Origin of the sequence: Thermostichus vulcanus str. 'Rupite' (genome assembly GCF_022848905.1) — a bacterium.
GTDB classification, from domain to species: Bacteria; Cyanobacteriota; Cyanobacteriia; order Thermostichales; family Thermostichaceae; genus Thermostichus; species Thermostichus vulcanus_A.
Genome location: NZ_JAFIRA010000017.1, coordinates 48,498 through 65,202 on the forward strand (window position 1 = coordinate 48,498; position 16,705 = coordinate 65,202).

17 protein-coding genes and 1 pseudogene are annotated in these 16,705 nt (G+C 56.3%); 10 read left to right on the forward strand and 8 right to left on the reverse strand.

Translation table 11 applies throughout. The annotated features are described in order from the left end of the window. Positions 1 to 159: 159 nt before the first annotated feature. Both pheS and JX360_RS08340 read left to right on the forward strand, forming a co-directional pair. Positions 160 to 1,140 (forward strand): phenylalanine--tRNA ligase subunit alpha, encoded by a 981-nt coding sequence (pheS, locus tag JX360_RS08335; protein WP_244350194.1) that lies wholly within the window; start codon positions 160 to 162, stop codon positions 1,138 to 1,140. Positions 1,141 to 1,271: 131 nt separating this feature from the next. Then, positions 1,272 to 1,916: a lysophospholipid acyltransferase family protein gene (locus JX360_RS08340; protein WP_244350195.1), complete on the forward strand. Its 645-nt coding sequence runs from the start codon at positions 1,272 to 1,274 to the stop codon at positions 1,914 to 1,916. Here JX360_RS08340 and JX360_RS08345 read toward each other — a convergent pair. Further along, positions 1,913 to 2,338 carry a (2Fe-2S) ferredoxin domain-containing protein gene (locus JX360_RS08345; RefSeq protein ID WP_244350196.1) on the reverse strand — a complete coding sequence of 142 codons (426 nt, stop codon included), beginning with the start codon at positions 2,336 to 2,338 and terminating at the stop codon, positions 1,913 to 1,915. The two genes, JX360_RS08340 and JX360_RS08345, sit on opposite strands and share 4 nt — an antisense overlap. Positions 2,339 to 2,419: 81 nt before the next feature. On the opposite strand from JX360_RS08345, the pseudogene JX360_RS17885 reads away from it, so the two are divergent. Beyond that, positions 2,420 to 2,920: pseudogene (locus tag JX360_RS17885) on the forward strand (2'-5' RNA ligase family protein); the annotation flags it as partial. 70 nt (positions 2,921 to 2,990) lie between these two features. On the opposite strand, the gene JX360_RS08355 reads toward JX360_RS17885, so the two are convergent. Then, complete coding sequence (locus JX360_RS08355; RefSeq protein ID WP_244350211.1) at positions 2,991 to 3,731, reverse strand: HAD family hydrolase; 741 nt, start codon at positions 3,729 to 3,731, stop codon at positions 2,991 to 2,993. A gap of 129 nt (positions 3,732 to 3,860) precedes the next feature. Continuing rightward, on the reverse strand, positions 3,861 to 4,856 hold the full coding sequence (locus tag JX360_RS08360; protein ID WP_244350197.1) for an aldo/keto reductase: 996 nt from the start codon (positions 4,854 to 4,856) through the stop codon (positions 3,861 to 3,863). Between the two features lie 298 nt (positions 4,857 to 5,154). Between JX360_RS08360 and JX360_RS08365 the strand changes: the two genes are divergently transcribed. After that, the gene (locus JX360_RS08365; RefSeq protein ID WP_244350198.1) at positions 5,155 to 5,676 is read left to right on the forward strand and encodes a hypothetical protein; all 522 of its coding nucleotides are present in this window, start codon (positions 5,155 to 5,157) and stop codon (positions 5,674 to 5,676) included. 66 nt (positions 5,677 to 5,742) lie between these two features. Next, positions 5,743 to 7,377, forward strand: a complete 1,635-nt coding sequence (locus JX360_RS08370) for a CTP synthase (RefSeq protein ID WP_244350199.1) — start codon at positions 5,743 to 5,745, stop codon at positions 7,375 to 7,377. Here JX360_RS08370 and JX360_RS08375 read toward each other — a convergent pair. Continuing rightward, on the reverse strand, positions 7,374 to 8,126 hold the full coding sequence (locus tag JX360_RS08375) for a DUF561 domain-containing protein (protein ID WP_244350200.1): 753 nt from the start codon (positions 8,124 to 8,126) through the stop codon (positions 7,374 to 7,376). The two genes, JX360_RS08370 and JX360_RS08375, sit on opposite strands and share 4 nt — an antisense overlap. A 115-nt stretch (positions 8,127 to 8,241) precedes the next feature. On the opposite strand from JX360_RS08375, the gene speB reads away from it, so the two are divergent. The 5 genes from speB (at position 8,242) to proC (ending at position 13,054) form a co-directional block, all read left to right on the forward strand. Next, on the forward strand, positions 8,242 to 9,141 hold the full coding sequence (gene speB / locus JX360_RS08380; protein ID WP_244350201.1) for an agmatinase: 900 nt from the start codon (positions 8,242 to 8,244) through the stop codon (positions 9,139 to 9,141). A gap of 219 nt (positions 9,142 to 9,360) precedes the next feature. Further along, a complete protein-coding gene (locus JX360_RS08385; protein WP_244350202.1) occupies positions 9,361 to 10,227 on the forward strand; it encodes a prohibitin family protein in 867 nt (288 codons plus the stop codon). A 46-nt stretch (positions 10,228 to 10,273) separates the two neighbouring features. Beyond that, positions 10,274 to 10,978: a YggS family pyridoxal phosphate-dependent enzyme gene (locus JX360_RS08390; protein ID WP_244350203.1), complete on the forward strand. Its 705-nt coding sequence runs from the start codon at positions 10,274 to 10,276 to the stop codon at positions 10,976 to 10,978. A 496-nt stretch (positions 10,979 to 11,474) separates the two neighbouring features. Continuing rightward, complete coding sequence (locus JX360_RS08395; RefSeq protein ID WP_425244376.1) at positions 11,475 to 12,140, forward strand: cell division protein SepF; 666 nt, start codon at positions 11,475 to 11,477, stop codon at positions 12,138 to 12,140. Positions 12,141 to 12,250: 110 nt separating this feature from the next. Further along, the gene (proC, locus tag JX360_RS08400; RefSeq protein WP_244350205.1) at positions 12,251 to 13,054 is read left to right on the forward strand and encodes a pyrroline-5-carboxylate reductase; all 804 of its coding nucleotides are present in this window, start codon (positions 12,251 to 12,253) and stop codon (positions 13,052 to 13,054) included. Here the strand turns inward: proC and JX360_RS08405 are convergent. From JX360_RS08405 to JX360_RS08420, 4 genes are all read right to left on the reverse strand, one after another. After that, positions 13,051 to 14,277: an NAD(P)/FAD-dependent oxidoreductase gene (locus JX360_RS08405; protein ID WP_244350206.1), complete on the reverse strand. Its 1,227-nt coding sequence runs from the start codon at positions 14,275 to 14,277 to the stop codon at positions 13,051 to 13,053. The genes proC and JX360_RS08405 overlap by 4 nt on opposite strands. An 81-nt stretch (positions 14,278 to 14,358) precedes the next feature. Beyond that, positions 14,359 to 15,648: an MDR family MFS transporter gene (locus tag JX360_RS08410; RefSeq protein ID WP_244350212.1), complete on the reverse strand. Its 1,290-nt coding sequence runs from the start codon at positions 15,646 to 15,648 to the stop codon at positions 14,359 to 14,361. A gap of 131 nt (positions 15,649 to 15,779) precedes the next feature. Beyond that, complete coding sequence (locus JX360_RS08415) at positions 15,780 to 15,935, reverse strand: hypothetical protein (protein WP_244350207.1); 156 nt, start codon at positions 15,933 to 15,935, stop codon at positions 15,780 to 15,782. 194 nt (positions 15,936 to 16,129) lie between these two features. Then, entirely contained in the window at positions 16,130 to 16,633 is a 504-nt protein-coding gene (locus JX360_RS08420; protein WP_244350208.1) for a pentapeptide repeat-containing protein, read from the reverse strand. Positions 16,634 to 16,705: the final 72 nt, after the last annotated feature.

Below are 16,705 nucleotides of genomic sequence, written 5' to 3' on the forward strand. Positions count from 1 at the left end.
CAGTTAGATCCACCCGCGACGGGAAAAGCCTCGAATCCGGTCAGGGCTTGTGATACTTTTGTAAAGGTGTCAAGGCCGATTCCAGCTTGGCTGGAGCCCAAGAATTCTGTCCCGCGCTCTCGCGCTGCGAGGTGCGTAGCCCTATTGGAATTGGACTGCATGCAAGACCAACTTCTCACTCTACAAAGCGAAGCGCTCGCCCAAGTGGAGCAAGCTGCCGACCTCGAGGCTCTGGAACAGTTACGCATCGACTACCTGGGCAAAAAAGGTAAGCTCTCCAAAATTTTGGGGGGGATGGGGAAGTTGCCCCCCGAAGAGCGGCCTGTGATTGGGGCATTGGCCAACACCTTCAAAGAGGCTTTGCAATCCAGTCTGGATCAGCGCAAACAGGCCCTCAGCGAAGCCCAACTGCTGGAGCGCTTAGAAGCAGAGCGGCTGGATGTGACAATGCCGGGATCCCGTCGTCTCTTGGGGCGGATTCACCCTTTGCAGGCCACCATCGACCGCATGCTGGATATTTTTGTGGGCATGGGCTACACGGTGGTGCATGGCCCTGAGATCGAGACCGAGTATTACAACTTTGAAGCCCTCAATACCCCTGCCGACCATCCAGCACGGGATATGCAGGATACGCTTTACCTGGAAAACGGCTACCTGATGCGTACCCAAACCTCCTCCGTACAGGTGCGCTACATGGAGCAACACCAGCCCCCCTTACGTATTGTTCATGCCGGACGGGTGATGCGCCGCGATACCGTTGATGCCACCCACTCGGCGGTGTTTCACCAGATGGAAATCTTGGCGGTGGGAGAAAACCTCACCTTCTCTGACCTGAAAGGCACCCTGAACGAGTTCATTACCCGCCTGTTGGGCAAACGGGAAACCCGCTTTCGCCCCAGCTACTTTCCATTTACGGAGCCTTCGGCGGAGATGGATGTGCGCTTTGGCTCTAAGTGGCTGGAAATTTTCGGCTGCGGCATGGTGGATCCAAACGTCTTTCAGGCGGTGGGCTACGATCCAGAGCGCTACACCGGCTTTGCGGCAGGGATCGGCATTGAACGGATGGCTATGCTCCTCCACGGCATTCAGGATATTCGCCTGTTCTACACCAGCGATCTGCGCTTTCTTTCCCAGTTTTAGTGCTAACCCGAACGTGGAGTACAACAACAATACAGGTGACTGTCTTCAGGGGTGAACTTAGGGGGAGTCTTTGAGGCTACTCTTCGGCACTACACTCAAAAAGGGTGTTGCTGCTGGAGTAACTGGTCAACTTGGCTTCCCAAACTGGCTACCGTCACCTTGATTGGTTGGCTTACTGGCTGCTGAAGTGGTTGGTGGTCAACCCTCTGTTTCGTGGACTGTACTTGGGGCACACCTACGGGCAGGACAGGGTGCCTCGCCAGGGATCCCTGATTATCGTGAGCAACCATGCCAGCCACTTGGATCCGCCGTTGCTGTCTAATGCGGTGCGTCGCCCGGTGGCCTTTATGGCCAAGGAGGAATTGTTTCGGGTTCCGGTTTTGAAGCAGGCGATTCGGTTGTACGGGGCTTATCCGGTGAAACGAGGTGGTTCGGATCGCAGCGCACTGCGGGCCACGGAAACCGCTTTGGCTCAGGGGTGGGCGGTGGGCATCTTTCTGAATGGCACCCGTACTCCCGATGGGCGCATACCGCATCCGCACTTGGGTGCGGCCTTGATCGCGGCTCGTACCCAAACCCCGTTGTTGCCTGTAGCCCTTTGGGGAACCGAGAAGGTACTGCCCAAGGGATCCAAATGGCCACAGCTGTTTTGTCCGATCACCGTGCGCATTGGCGAACTCATCCCACCGCCGGCCTCCAGCGACAAGGGAGAGTTGCAGCAAGTCACGGCAAGATGTGTAACAGCTATCCATATGCTTTTGGATCAGGGACGCTAAGGGCATTCGTCAGGGATCAAAGTATCTTGGGCCACCAAATAGTCCCAAACCGGGATCCCGCCCAGCACATGCTCTTGCAAAATCCGCTCAATCACCGCAGGGGTGGCGGAGTGGTACCAAAACCCACCGGGGTACATCAGCAGCACAGGGCCAGGAATGCCATAGTCACACCCCCGTAGACAGTTGGCCTTGGTACGGTGGACCCGCAGGGATCCCGGTCCTCCAAGCTCCAGGTTTAAGGCTTTGATGCGCTGCTTCAGATAATCCCAGGCTTCTAGACCGACAGCCTTCTCACAACATTTGGGTTTGGTTGGGTCAGCACAGAGAAAGATATGCCATTGATAGGGAGGAATAGGAACTTGACTGGGGCAGCCCGGTTCAGAAGCGAGTTCTGAGTTGGGGAGAGAATCGGTGGAAAGCATGATTACGCCCTTCAAGCTACGGTTGCATTATCCTCCCCTTCCTATGGGTTCTGATGTTTGCGTTTTGATGTCTGAGTTCTGATGTCGGCCTCCAAAAAAGTGTTTCTGGCACTGCTCCCTCCCCCGGAACTGCAGGGGCAGGTGAGAGCCCTTCAACAGGAATTTGTAGATCGGTTTGCCAGTCGTGCTGCCCTCCGTTCTCCTCCTCACATCACCCTAGTCCCACCTTTCGAGTGGCCCGGCTCCGAATGGCCTGCGTTACTCGGATCCCTGCGGGGTTTTGCCGCCAGCCAAGATTCCATCTCAGTGGAGCTATCGGGTTTTGGCGCTTTTGCCCCCCGTGTCATTTACATCCAGGTTGATCCTTCGGCAGAACTGCGGCAGCTGCAATCAGGCGTCCAGGCTCATCTGCTGCCCCTGTTGCATTCAAAAAATCCTTCGACCCGCTCACGCCCCTTTGTCCCGCACATGACTGTGGCTTTTCGAGATTTGACCCCACAGAACTTTCGTGCTGCTTGGCGAGAGTTCCAACCTCGACAGTTTCAGGCTTCTTTTTCGGCTACAGACTTGACCCTCTTGCAACACGATGGTGAGCGGTGGCAAGTAGCAGAGCAGTTTTCCTTAGGGATCCCTCATGACCCATCAACCAACCCTACGACGATACATTCCCTTCCCGCTCAGCCAGCACTGGAGGACGATCCTGTCCGGTTGCAAACCAGTTCTGTAACCGATCCCACTCGATCTGGTTGTAGCCATCCACCACCCAGTTGGCCCGCCGTTGCAACATGTGCAGAGGAAACAGAGTAGCCATGGCCAACACCGGGATCCCAACGGAACGGGCGGCACGAATGCCGGGATAGGTGGCTTCAATGCTCAAGCACTCAGCAGCCTGCACCCCCATCCGCTGCAAAAGCAGCCGATGTAAATGACCAGGAGACAACAGGGGATCCCCTTCGTCCCCCGTGACTACAACGGGAAAATAGGGCTCCAAGTGGCAGCGTCTCAGCACAGAGTTGACCTCTGCCGCAGATTGCCCACAGACCAACCCAACAGACAGCCGCAGTCGTTCCAATTTCTCCAGGGTTTCCACCAAACGTGGGATCAGGGGTAGACGGGCTTGAGCTTCCAGAGCCTGTTGATAGTAGAGGGCTTTGCGCTCCAGTAAGTCCGCCAGTTGTTTGGGGTTGAGAACCCGACCCTGATTTCCCCAGAGGCTGAGCAGGCGTTCTCGATCCGGTTGGCCCAGATACTGCAGTCGGTAAAGTTCCTTTTGGTTGGGATCCCAGGGGCGCAGATTTTCTTCCACCAGCAATCGGTTGATTGCCTCTAGGTGTAGCCCTTCGTCCTCGGCCACCACCCCACTCCAGCTCAGTATCACCCCTTGCAGTGCCATATCGGCCAAGACTACCCCATGTCGGTCGGTTGCAGCTCCAGAGCCGCTCTTTATCTTTGCTGGTCTTTACTTGATCCTTTCTTGATCAAAGCAAAGATTTGAGGAGAATCGGCAGGAGCAGCGATATGACTAGGCTGCCCGCACGGGTGGAGCCATAAAACTGGGGGGGATCGACTCGGGAATACAGGTTTGCAAAATCCTATCGATGGTCTGCATCGCTGCCTCATCCAAGGACCATCCCCACAGCCCCGCTACCGCATCTAGGTGGTAGGGTTTCCGCGCACCCCACAAGGCCACACTCACCCCCGGACGATCCAGCATCCAGCGCACCGCCAACTGAGGTAGGGTCTTGCCGTAGCGCTCCTGAGCAAACTGGGTCAGCTCTGCTGCTGCCTTTAGATACTGGGAATAACGGGGTTCTGTGAATTTGGGATCGATTCCAGAGCGCATATCCCCTGCGGCAAAGGTGGTCTCTGGACCCATGCGCCCACTCAGTAGACCCCGACACAGGGAGCTGTACATCAGGGTGTGAATGCCATTTTGCCGACAGTAGGGCAAGACATCCGCCTCAATATCCCGTTCAAACAGGTTGTAGGGGGGTTGAGCACTGTGTAGGGGGGCCACCTGGCGGAAGCGATCCATTTGTGCTGGCGAAAAATTGCTCACCCCAATGGCACGGATCTTGCCTTGCTTGAACAACTGCCCCAAAAACGCGGCGGTTTCCTCGATTGGTTCCACCGGATCCGGCCAGTGAATTTGGTAGAGATCGATTACATCGGTTTGTAAGCGGCGCAGGGAGTCTTCCAGCTCCTGGGTGAGGCGAGGCAGGCTGGAGTTGCGCACCACTTGGTTATTGGACCAATCCAACCCAGCTTTGGTGGCGATGATCACCTGATCGCGACGACCGGAGTCTTTGACCGCTTGCCCGACCACTTCTTCTGAGAGTCCAAATCCGTAGATGGGGGCGGTGTCGAGGGTGGTAATGCCCAGATCAATCGCTTTGCGAACCGTAGTATAAGAATCCTGTCGGTCGGAAGGCCCCCACCAACCTCCACCGATGGCCCAAGTGCCCAACCCGACGCGGCTCAACCGTAGCCCTGTATCCGCAAGCGTCACAAACTCCATCACTGTACCTCTCAAAGAACCTGGTCAGCCCCACTGTCCAAGACTCTCTCAGCATTAGGGATTAGGGGCACGAAAAGTTTGCAATGATTCGACCCACCTACTGTGGCAGGGGATCCCATGAAAAAATCGTAACAGAGGCTACTTTTTCTCAATTACAGCAAAGAGGGGTGCGCAGATGTCCCAGACATTTGGCCGTGGCTGGAAGCCGATGACAGGCTTTTGACTCTGCTTCTGGGAGGAACTGGGTCGATAGGATCAGATTCAAGATGGATGACTTGCCACTTCAAGGAATTGTTCGATGAAGTCCTCTTTTGTCTTTGGCCTTTCCAGTGTTCTTTTCAGTTCTGTGGGTGTGCTGTTGCTGGGGGGATCCGTTGCTCAGGCACAGGTGATCACCCCGATTTTCCCGGAAACCTCGACAGCCCCTGTACCAGCTGAACCTTTGCCCCCCAGTCAGGATATTCCCACCTTGCCGATTGTGCCGGATGCTCAACCCTTGCCCGTTACGCCAGGCAGCACCCGCCCGTTACCTAGGGGGAGCTTTGAAGAGATCAGCCAATATTTCCGGGATCTAAACCGAGCCAAAAACCTGGCTCGCCAAACCGCCGAGATTGCCAATGGGGGTCTGCAAAACTATCGTGCTGAAGCCTCGATGCACGGAGCCGCCTTTGACTCCCCTTTTGAAGAGTTTGAAGATTATTGGATCTTCACCTTCCGCGGAGGGGAACCCGGCTTTGTGCAGCCCAGCATCGAAAGTCAGGTGCGGGTCGATAAAGGAACCTTCCAAACCACCCTGCTCTACAACGGCCCTTTGCGCTAAGCCCGTGGTTGGGATCCCTGTCATACTTGTCATAGTCGAAAGGGCTAGAGGGAAGGGATCCAGGCTATGACTAAGTTTGTCTTCGTCACCGGCGGAGTGGTGTCCAGCATCGGCAAAGGCATTGTTGCCGCCAGTTTGGGTCGCCTGCTCAAATCCCGGGATTACACCGTGTCGATTTTGAAGTTGGATCCTTACATCAATGTGGATCCCGGTACCATGAGCCCCTACCAGCACGGGGAAGTGTTTGTTACCGATGATGGCGCTGAAACCGACCTGGACTTAGGCCACTATGAGCGCTTCACCGACACCAACATGTCGAAGTTAAACAACGTCACCACGGGATCCATCTATCAGGCTGTCATTCACAAAGAGCGGCGCGGCGATTACCAGGGGGGGACGGTGCAGGTGATCCCGCACGTAACCCAGGAGATCAAAGAACGGATCCGACGGGTGGCGCGCGAGACCACCCCCGATGTGGTGCTGGTGGAGGTGGGCGGTACGGTGGGAGATATCGAGTCTTTGCCTTTTCTAGAGGCGATACGCCAATTTCGTAAAGATGTCGGTCGGGGCAATGCTGTTTATATTCATGTCACCTTGGTGCCCCTGATCAAAGCCGCAGGGGAAATGAAGACCAAGCCCACCCAACATTCGGTCAAAGAACTGCGCTCGATTGGGATCCAGCCAGATGTGCTGGTGTGCCGCTGTGAGCAGGCTTTGCCGCGTGGACTGAAAGAGAAAATTTCTGAGTTTTGTGATGTGCCTGTGGAGTGCGTCATTCAAGCTCAGGATGCCCCCAGTATTTACGATGTGCCTCTGGTTCTGGAGCGGGAGGGCCTGGCCCAACAGGTGCTGGAGATTTTGAACCTGGATCCACGGCGGCCAGATCTGCGGGGGTGGGAGGTGCTGGTGGAGCGGTTGCATCACCCCCAAGAGCGGGTGGAAATCGCCATTGTCGGCAAGTACGTGCGCCTGACGGATGCCTATCTTTCGGTGGCAGAAGCCCTACGCCATGCTGGATTGGCTTTGAATGCGGGGGTGAACCTGAACTGGATTTCTTCGGAAGAGATCGAGGAACGAGGGCCGGAGGTGCTGCTGTCTCAAGTGGATGGAGTGGTGGTGCCGGGGGGGTTCGGCAGTCGGGGGATTGAAGGCAAGATCAACACAATTCGATATGTGCGGGAGCAACGCATTCCTTTCTTGGGTCTGTGCCTGGGCATGCAGTGTGCGGTGATCGACTGGGGATCCCATATTGCTCATTTGGAGCGAGCCAATAGTTCCGAGTTTGACCCGGATACTCCTAACCCCGTGATCAGCCTCTTGCCGGAACAAAAGGATGTGGAGGATCTGGGGGGAACCTTACGGTTGGGCCTTTACCCCTGCCGCATCATGCCCGATACTTTAGCAGCCAAACTGTACGGCGACCCGATCATCTATGAGCGCCACCGCCATCGGTATGAATTTAACAATGCCTACCGCAATCTGTTACTGGATTCGGGCTATGTGGTCAGTGGGGTCTCGCCAGACAATCGCTTGGTGGAGATCATTGAGCTACCCAGTCATCCCTTTTTTATTGCCACCCAATTTCACCCTGAGTTTCGTTCGCGCCCGAATCGGCCACATCCCCTCTTTCTAGGGTTGATCGAAGCCGCTCTGCGCAGTCACTCCCAAGCTCAACCGTTGCAACTGCAAAATGTGGGCTAGACCCTCACAGGGATCCCTGGCCGGGTCAGGGCTTCCATTAAGGCCCGCACTTGCGCCACCATAGCCACTTCATCCTGAAGCTGGTTAATCGCTTTGCCCACACCCACACCAGAGGCACCCGCCGCAATCGCCATCGGCACCGTCACTGTCGAGAGGCCGGAGGCGCAAATGACCGGGACAGAAACAGCACGGCTAATTTCATAAGCAGCAGCCAGGGTGGGCGCAGCTTTTTCGATTAAACCCAGGGATCCCCCATGCAGCGGTTCCGCGCTGGTTCCCCCTTCGGTTTGGATCAGATCAGCACCCAGATCCTCCAGTTTTTCCGCCAATTCCGCCTGTTGATCCAGCGGCAAGGTGTGGGGAACCGTCACCGACAACAGGGTCCGGGGTAAGAGGGTCCGGGTTTGTCGGGTCAACTCCAGCACCTCCTCAGGGGAGAAGATGCGACCGGAGGCATAAAAGCTGTCGTAGTTGCCGATCTCTGCGGCTGTTGCTCCGGCATGAACGGCTGCGGCCAACTGTTGCGGATCCACTGCAGAAACACAGATGGGCAGATCAATCTCAGCCCGTACCTGGTGCACCAATTCAGGGCTGGCGGCAATATCCACCCAAGTCGCTCCCCCCTGCTGGGCAGCACGAGTAATTTTCAAGACCGAGGGCAGGTGAACGTTTTGCAGGCCACTAATCACCTTGAGGGCCCGGCCTTGGGCCAAAGCATCAGACAGTGCGGAGTTCGGATTGATGGTCATGGGTCTCTCATCGGCACCAGCAGGTTTGTTGCTCAGTCTAAAAGGTTTGCCAAAATCCCACAAGGGATCCCCGATCGGATCTCACTAAAATAGGGATCCCATTTGGAATGCCACCATGTCTCGTTCCCCCGTCCCGTTTTTGGGTTTGCCTGAGCCGGAGCCCGAGTCTGCGCAAGCGATTCTGCTGCCTGTCCCCTACGAGGCCACCACCTCCTACGGCAAAGGCACGGCCAAAGGTCCCCAGGCGCTCCTGGAGGCTTCTGCTTATGTAGAAATCTACGATGAGGTGCGGGATCGAGAGCCAGCCTTGCATCCTGACTCACCGACGGAGATCTCCCGTTACTGGACTGCCCCTGCCGTAGAGTTTACGGATCCCCATGAACCGGCCATGGCGGAAATTCAGCGGCGGGCGGCTGAGTGGGTGAAGCCGGGTCAGTTCTTGCTGTCGATAGGGGGGGAACACTCCATCACCGGCCCCTTGATCGCCGCCCATCTCCCCCATTACCCGGATGTGCATGTGTTGCAGATCGATGCCCACTGTGATCTAAGAAACAGTTATGAGGGATCCCGTTATTCCCATGCTTCCGCCATGGCCCGTGTGGTGGAGCAGGTGGATAACCGCCTCACCCAAGTGGGGATCCGCTCCATTTGTGCCGAAGATCGCCAAGCGATTCGGGAACGCCGTCTCCACACCTTTTTTGCCCACAGTTTGCAGAGCAAGCCCCCGCAGCAGTGGATTCAAGAGGTCATCGATACCCTCGGCCCGCGCGTGTATCTGACGGTGGATGTGGATGGATTGGATCCCGCCGTGGTTCCAGCGACCGGCACCCCAGAACCGGGGGGCTTGGGTTGGTGGGAAACCCTGGAGTTGATCCGCGCTTTGGGCCGGCAACGGCAGATAGTCGGGGCGGATGTGGTGGAACTGGCGGTGACGGGAGAACGGGAAACGGATCGGCGCAGTGCCTTTACGGTAGCGAAGCTAACTTATCAGATCCTAGCGGCAGCTCTGGAATGAGCACAGGAGTTCAGCATGAGGTTTGAGGGCATCTCGAACGAGCCTAGCCTTCTCAATGTCTCAATCCTACTTATAAGGATAAGGATCTGGCGCAGGTGATTGAACCGATCCACCTGGGTTAAGCTCAAAAGGGTTTCGGCCACGGATCCTGCCTTGGAGCTCGATGGGTTCCCGATCCCTGACCCTTCTGTTTCTGTGTGTTGTCTTGGTGGCACTCCTGTGAAATCGGCTCATCCCCGTCGTCCTAGATTTGATCCGTCCACCCTGTCCTGGATCCCGTTGGTGGGCGGGGCACTGGTGTTGATTCTCTTGGCTACCGTGCTGCAGTGTTTGGTGGTGGTACCTGCCGGTGCACGGGCTGTGGTGTTCAACTCGCTGACGGGTCTCAAACCCCAACCCTTGGGGGAAGGGCTGCACCTGTTGCTGCCGGTGATAGAAACGCCGATCTTTTACGATGTGCGCACCCAAACCTACACCATGGCCTCTCAACGCTCCGAGAGCCAATCTTTGGGAGATGATGCCCTGAAGGTGCTGAGTGCCGATGGCCAGCAGATTACTCTGGATGTGTCGGTGCGCTTCCGACTGGATCCGGCCAAGGTTGCCCACCTGCACCAAACTATCGGCCCCTCCTACGTAGACAAAGTGATCCGCCCGGAGGTGCGCACCGTGATGCGTAATGAACTGGCTTTACACCGAGCGATCGCGGTTTTCTCCGAAGAACGGGAAGAGATTCAGCACAACGTCGAGCAGCAACTCTCCAGCATCTTTGCCGAGAACGACCTGATCCTGCAAAACGTGCTCCTGCGCAATGTCCGCTTTTCTGACCAGTTCCAAACCGCCATCGAACAAAAGCAAATTGCCGAGCAGGAAAAAGAACGGGAACGCTTCCTGGTGGAAAAAGCAGAGCTAGAAAAGCAACGGGTGGTGGTGCTCGCGGAAGGAGAAGCCCAGTCCATTCAGTTGCAGGGGGAAGCCCTGAAGCAAAACCCAGAGGTGGTGCAGCTGGACTACGTGCGCAAATTGGCTCCCGGTACCCGCGCCATCATTTCTCGACCGGAAGTGCTCACGGATCCGTTGAAGCGGTAACCCCAGTTTTTCCCTCCCCCTTTTTGGCGGGGATCCTTACCTGACGATGCCACTGCCCACCTCCCCAGTCGATGAGTCCCTGATTCACAGCCGCATCCAGGCGGTACGGGAGCAGATCCCGGAGCATGTGGAGATCATGGCGGTGAGCAAAGGCTACAGTGCCGACCACATTCGCGCCGCCTATCAAGCCGGGATCCGACACTTTGGAGAAAGCCGTGTCCAGGAAGCCGCTCAGAAACAGGCCCAACTGCAGGATCTCCCAGACATCATCTGGCATTTGATCGGCCACTTGCAAACCAATAAGGTCAAACCCGCCCTCAAACAATTTGCCTGGATCGACAGTGTCGATAGCCTGCGACTGGCCAAGTTGCTCAACCAGAAAGCCTGGGAACTGCACCTCTCCCCCAAGCTGTGCCTACAGGTAAAGTTGGCCCCCGACCCCAATAAATCCGGCTGGTCGATTTCCGAACTGCTGCAAAGCTTGCCCCAACTGGATCAACTGCTGCAGGTGCAAATATCCGGCTTGATGACCATTCTGCCCCTGGGCCTAGACTCAGAAACTGCCCTAGAGCTGTTTCGCAAACTGGTGGAGCTGGCGGATCACATTCAGCGGAGTGGCTACGAGCACCTTAACCTGCAAACCCTCTCTATGGGCATGTCGGAGGATTACCCGTTGGCCGTCGCGGCGGGTTCTAACTTAATTCGGCTGGGGCGCGCTTTGTTCGCAGAGGCTGACCGAAAAGAGGGATAGGGCCAAGCGGTTCATTAAGATTTCATTAAACTTATGTTAAGCCACAGAGGCTTGGAGAGGACTTTGGCCCCATCTTCGGGCTGTTCTGTCGTTACCTAGGAGCCAAAAGGGTAGCAAACGGGGAACAAGTGAATGGGATCCCGCCCTGAATTTCGATCTTTTGGGAGAATCTCAAGGGAATTTGCAATCATTTGCGTCACTTCCGTTAATATGTGTTCAATCTGGGTAAAGCTGGAGGATTACTTCTTAAGAGCATCTTGTGGGCAGATGGGATGACATTTTCGTTCCTCCTGGGTAAACTCTATTCGTCTAAGCCGATGGGATCCTGTGAATAGAAGTTGGTCCCCGGCTGCGGCAGTTTCTCGAACAAGCCCTGTCTCAACCTCTTGAAATCCTTTTTAGGATCCGTCTGCAGACTAGGAGATCTGCTGCTCAAGAGCTTGAAACATGTATCGAACGCGAACCATAATCTGTAGCGAGGATGTGTGTGATGACTGTGAATGGAATCTGGAGCAGGGTAAGAGATTTTGTCGGCCTGACGGATCCCGTCGATGGCTTGGAAGAGTACTCTGATAGGGAAGGACAGGAGGATTTCCGACAGCTTTATGAAGGGCATCATTCCGCGCCAGTTGCTCCGGCCGAAGAGGAGGAGGCAGACTCCTTTCCACGCGGACGGCGGCAGCGGGCGGCAGAGGTGTCAGACGGTTCTCTCAGTCGGGAAGAGTCTCGTGGACATCGGCGCAGTCAACATCGGGATCGGGGAATAGGGGGCGGTATGGGCAGCAACGTGATCGGATTGCCAAGTGTCAGTCAACCCACCAGTGAGGTGGTGGTGATTGAGCCGCGCAGCTTTGATGAAATGGCCCAGGTGGTGCAGCACCTGCGGGATCGCAAGACAGTGATTATGAACCTGACCCTGATGGATCCCGCCGATGCTCAGCGTTCTGTGGATTTTGTGGCCGGTGGCACCTATGCCATTGATGGCCACCAGGAGCGCATTGGTGAAAACATTTTCCTGTTCACCCCCAGCACCGTCACGGTTTCGACCCCCAGCAGCCAAATAAGCCAAATAATGGGACAGCCCCTACAGCGGCCCTTGCAAAGCCCAGCTCCCCTCTGGTCCAGCAGCTATGAACATTTGCAGGCGGTTGGCCAGCACTGAGCTGCACTAAATTACTAACTAAATAACTAAATCAGACTAAATCAGGTTGAATTAGGTTGAGAACCGGATCCGTGAACTTCCCATAGCCCCTTCTCTACTCCGGTTCAGCCATGGAGCAACTTTTCCTCAGTGTCATCGGCGGTGGTGCCATGGGATCTGCCCTCCTGCGTCGTTGGGTGGATTCAGGCATTTGTCCCCCAAATCAGATTGGCCTGCGAGAACCGGACTCAGTTCGGGCCTCTGCGTTGCAAAAAGAATTGGGCATCCGTCTTCTCTCGGATCTCACCCAAGCGGGGGAGTCCCAGATTGTCTTCTTGGCGGTTAAGCCACAGGTTTTTGCCACGGTTGTGGCGGAGATGGGCCAATTGACTGCTTCAGAGCTGGTGATCTCCATCATGGCCGGGATCCCTTTGCAGCAGTTACAGCAGGCTTTCCCCAGGCAGGGGGTGGTGCGGACCATGCCCAACACTCCTGCTCTAGTGGGGGCTGGTATAACGGCCATCAGCTATGGAACGGGCATTACGCCTACCCAAATGGAACAGGTGGAGAAGCTGTTTCGGGCTGTGGGAGAGGTGGTTACGGTGGCTGAGAACCAGATGGATGCAGTGACTGCCCTTTCCGGTTCCGGGCCAGGGTATGTGGCGGTGATGGTGGAAGCCCTAATTGATGGCGGCGTGCGCGTCGGCTTGCCCCGCCCGATTGCCACCCAACTGGCTCTGCAGACGTTATCCGGCACGGCGGCCCTATTGCAGCAGGAACAACTCCACCCTGCCCTTTTGAAAGATCGCGTCACCAGTCCGGGTGGCACCACCATTGCCGGGATTGATGCCCTCGAGCAGGCCGGTGTGCGTGGGGCATTGATGCAGGCAGTTCAGGCTGCCTATGAGCGCTCTTGCCAACTCAAGGGATCCTAACGGGGCAACAGACTTTTCCACAGGGGGCGGCTGATCCAGTTCCAGCCCACCTTCAGTTGATGCTCCAGGGTAGGCATCCGCACTAGATAAGCGGTTCGCCGCGCTAGGTAACCCAGTGGGCCGGTCAAGGTGAAGCCCCCCAGCGCAGACAACACCGCCGTATCCACCCCCAAACTGAGCATTTCCCCCAGCGAGAAATAACGGAAGGGCAAGAGGGGTCGTTCTTGGGTGAGAAAAGCCCACAGATTCCAAGCGCAGTAGCTAGCCTGTTGAAAAGCCGCTTGAGCTGTAGCTGGTATCCGTTGCCCCTCCGCATCCACCCCTGCGGCCACATCCCCTAAGGCAAAGATCTCCGGGAAAGTAGGGGTTTGTAGAGTTGGCAAAACCTGAAGCCGTCCCCGCTCTGTTTTGGGGAGGTCTAAGGTTGAAATCACCTCGGCCACCTGTGTGCCCACCGTCCAGAGCACGGCATCAACGGGATCCGTTGTGACCGTCGTGATCTCCGGGTTATTCAGCCGTTGTACCTGCAGGCAAAAAGAGGGTATCCCGTTCTGGTGCAGGGCTTCTATGCACAAGACCTTGGTTTGTAGCTCCACTGGGATCCCTCGCTCCGCCAAAGCCTGTTGGGCTGCCTTCCGACTGGATTCGGTAAACCCAGACAAAATATCGGCTCCTAGCTCGATCAGTTGGATTCGCCCACGGGATCCCAGGCGATCCGCCAATTTACAAGCCAATTCCACCCCACTTGCCCCTGCTCCCACAATCGCTAGACCTATGGGCTGGGCCGGATCCCGCTCCTCCAGGCGCTTCAGGTGGGCGCGCAGCCGCTGGGCATCCGCCAAGGTACGAAAGGGAAAAGCATACTCCGCCGCCCCTGGCACCTGGTTCAAGGGGGTTTCCCCCCCTAGCGCCAGCACCAACCCGTCGTACTCCAAGCTCTGCCCATCTTGAAGCGTGACTCGACGCGCCTTGGGATCGATGGCTGTAACGGATCCCTGCACAAACTGCACCGACTCAGAAGACAAGAGATCCCGGAAGCGGGGGGCCACTTCCCAATCCTCCATTTCCTCCGTTAGCAGTTCGTAAAGCAGGGGGGCAAAGACAAACCGTTCCTGACGATCGACTAGAGTAATCTGCGGGGGTTCTGGCCAGGGTTGTCGGCTGAGTTCGAGGGCAGTGTATAGCCCGCCAAACCCACCCCCAAGAATGCAAATTCGACTCATGCTCAGATGGTTGAGAGTGCTCCTACCCTAGCAAACGGTGAGCGCAGCAACGGGATCCCATCTTTGATTGGCTATGTGTGCTCACTTGCGCTCGGCACTGCCCAGGGGCACCGGTTCTTTCTGTTGTTGAGAAGCTGCTGCATTCACCTTGCAGGGCAAAATTTGGTTCAGCCAACTTAAAATCCCCCACACCACAGCCACCGTGGCTACCCACAAAACCCACAAACCTCCCACCCAAGGTTGCGGCAAGTCCAACACTACCCCGCCAATCATCGGGCCAGCGGCAAACCCTACCGCCCAACAGAGGGAATTAATGGACAAGTACACCCCCCGCAGATGATCCGGGGCCAAATCCGCCACCAAAGCAGATGCAGAAGGGTTGTAGCTCACCAGCGCCAGAGAGAGCACCATCAGAGCCACCGTCGCCAAAGCCAACGCCGGTAGGCTACCCAGCTCCGCCGAAAGACCGGTCAGCAACACGAGGGCAAAGCCAATTCCCCAAATCAAGGCGGATCCCTGTAATCCTTGAATGCGGGTAAAGCGATTTAGCCAACGGGCTACCGGCATCTGCAGTAGGCCAATCAAGGCCCCATGCAAGGCAAACAAAGCCCCGATTTGCACTTCCGGGATCCCGACAAAATTGCGGAAGTATAGGGGCATGCTGCTGCTCAATTGGGCTACGTAGGTGGTGAAGAGGATGTTGGATAATCCAAACACCAACAAGGAGCGATCCGTCAAAGCGGTTTTCCACCCCGCCAGCATCGGCCCCGCCACCGGACTAGCCACCCGAGTTTCCTGAATGAAAAACCAGAGCACCGCCAAAAAGATCAAGAAGGTGATCCCATCGATTACAAACAGCAATCGGTAGGCCCCCGTTAGCGCCACCACAGCACTGGCCATTGCTACCCCAATGCTGTGGCCCAAATTATCCCCAAGGCGGTTCAGGGCATAGGCTTCGTTGCGCTGTTCGCGGGTAGTGAGATCCGCCACAATCGCTTCAGCGGGCGGCCAGTACAACCCTTGTCCCAACCCTGCCGCTCCATTGGCCAAGGCAAAAGCCCAAAAGTTGTGGGAGAGGGCCAACCCGAAGGAGCCGAGAGTGGAAATGGCCAAAGACACCATCAAGGTGGCCTTGCGCCCCCAAGCCCCATCGGCCATCGAGCCGCCGAAGATGCGACCAAATACCCCGGCAAAGGCCATGATCCCCAGGCCCAACCCCACTTGAGTCGCCGTCAACCCTACTTGATTGACGAAAAAAAGGGAGGCGTAAAACAGCGTAAACCCGGTTCCGGTCTGAGACAGCAGCCGACCGATGAAGATCAGCCAGACCTGCCAGCTCAACTTCGGCCACCAAGAGGGAATGCCCATCATCTGTGCCAAGGGGGTAGCCTAATTAGACTAGGGGATCCCTGTCGGTTGCGCCAGGGAAAATTCTCGAAAACGAGGTTAAAAGTTGGGTTCACCCGTCATCAGGTTAAGCCGAAAGGCTCAAAGGCTTCGGATCAAGGATGGTTCGACTGGCGCAGCAGCCCCTGTTCCTCAGCTGCGTTGAGGGATCCCGTGGAAACCGACACCAACTCACCCAGATCCAGATACTCACTCAGCAGCCGCGCTAGCCGATAGATTCGATAATCCAACTGCACCAAAGAATACTCCATTGAACGAAAGCAACCTAACCGTCTCTATCAAAACTATAAACAAATATTAAGCAAACGAAAAGCCTTTCTCTATCTGGAAACCTGTCCGCCATAAGGACAGAAGACTGTGCCCATCGGATCCCTTTCCCACAGCTTGAGCCAGTGTCGTAGCACTCCCCGAGCGCAGTACTCGCAAACAGGCGAATCGGCTGTACCTAGGAAACGTATCGCATGCCGCGAGTGAGGGGATCAAAACTGGCATCGAACTGAGTCCGGTCATCGAAGCGGGCTCCCCAGAGGATGGTGCGATCCAAATTGGCCCCTCGCAAATTCGCCCCCGTCAAGTCTGCACACCAGAGATAGGCCATCCAGAGGTTACACTCACTTAAATCCGCATGACTCAAGGTTGCCGCCCGCAGATCGGCTGCCCGCAAATCCGCCTGGTGTAGCTTAGCCCGAGTACAATTTGCTTTACTCAAGTAGGATCCCCAGAGGGTAGCGCCCTGGAGGTTGGTTTCACTCAAGTTGGCCTCCCGTAGGTTCGACTCCCCCAGGTTAGCCTCCTGCAAATCGCTACCATTCAAGACGGCTAGCCACAGATTCGACTCACTCAGGTTGGCCCGCCACAGGTTAGCCGAGCGCAAATCCACCCCGCGCAAATCTGCTTTACGAAAAGCAGCGTAAAGCCCCCGGTTTCTAACCGGGGGATATAAGCGCACAGGCTGAATTTATTCAGCAACAGAAATAGTACATACAATAGTCCCCATGAAACGGGTCACCACCACACTCAA

Excerpts from the sequence above, each read along its gene's own strand:
- pheS (WP_244350194.1), top strand. The coding sequence starts at position 160 with ATGCAAGACCAACTTCTCACTCTACAAAGCGAAGCGCTCGCCCAAGTG.
- JX360_RS08345 (WP_244350196.1), bottom strand. The coding sequence starts at position 2,338 with ATGCTTTCCACCGATTCTCTCCCCAACTCAGAACTCGCTTCTGAACCG.
- JX360_RS08355 (WP_244350211.1), bottom strand. The coding sequence starts at position 3,731 with ATGGCACTGCAAGGGGTGATACTGAGCTGGAGTGGGGTGGTGGCCGAG.
- JX360_RS08360 (WP_244350197.1), bottom strand. The coding sequence starts at position 4,856 with ATGGAGTTTGTGACGCTTGCGGATACAGGGCTACGGTTGAGCCGCGTC.
- JX360_RS08365 (WP_244350198.1), top strand. The coding sequence starts at position 5,155 with ATGAAGTCCTCTTTTGTCTTTGGCCTTTCCAGTGTTCTTTTCAGTTCT.
- JX360_RS08370 (WP_244350199.1), top strand. The coding sequence starts at position 5,743 with ATGACTAAGTTTGTCTTCGTCACCGGCGGAGTGGTGTCCAGCATCGGC.
- JX360_RS08375 (WP_244350200.1), bottom strand. The coding sequence starts at position 8,126 with ATGACCATCAATCCGAACTCCGCACTGTCTGATGCTTTGGCCCAAGGC.
- speB (WP_244350201.1), top strand. The coding sequence starts at position 8,242 with ATGTCTCGTTCCCCCGTCCCGTTTTTGGGTTTGCCTGAGCCGGAGCCC.
- JX360_RS08390 (WP_244350203.1), top strand. The coding sequence starts at position 10,274 with ATGCCACTGCCCACCTCCCCAGTCGATGAGTCCCTGATTCACAGCCGC.
- proC (WP_244350205.1), top strand. The coding sequence starts at position 12,251 with ATGGAGCAACTTTTCCTCAGTGTCATCGGCGGTGGTGCCATGGGATCT.
- JX360_RS08405 (WP_244350206.1), bottom strand. The coding sequence starts at position 14,277 with ATGAGTCGAATTTGCATTCTTGGGGGTGGGTTTGGCGGGCTATACACT.
- JX360_RS08410 (WP_244350212.1), bottom strand. The coding sequence starts at position 15,648 with ATGATGGGCATTCCCTCTTGGTGGCCGAAGTTGAGCTGGCAGGTCTGG.
- JX360_RS08415 (WP_244350207.1), bottom strand. The coding sequence starts at position 15,935 with ATGGAGTATTCTTTGGTGCAGTTGGATTATCGAATCTATCGGCTAGCG.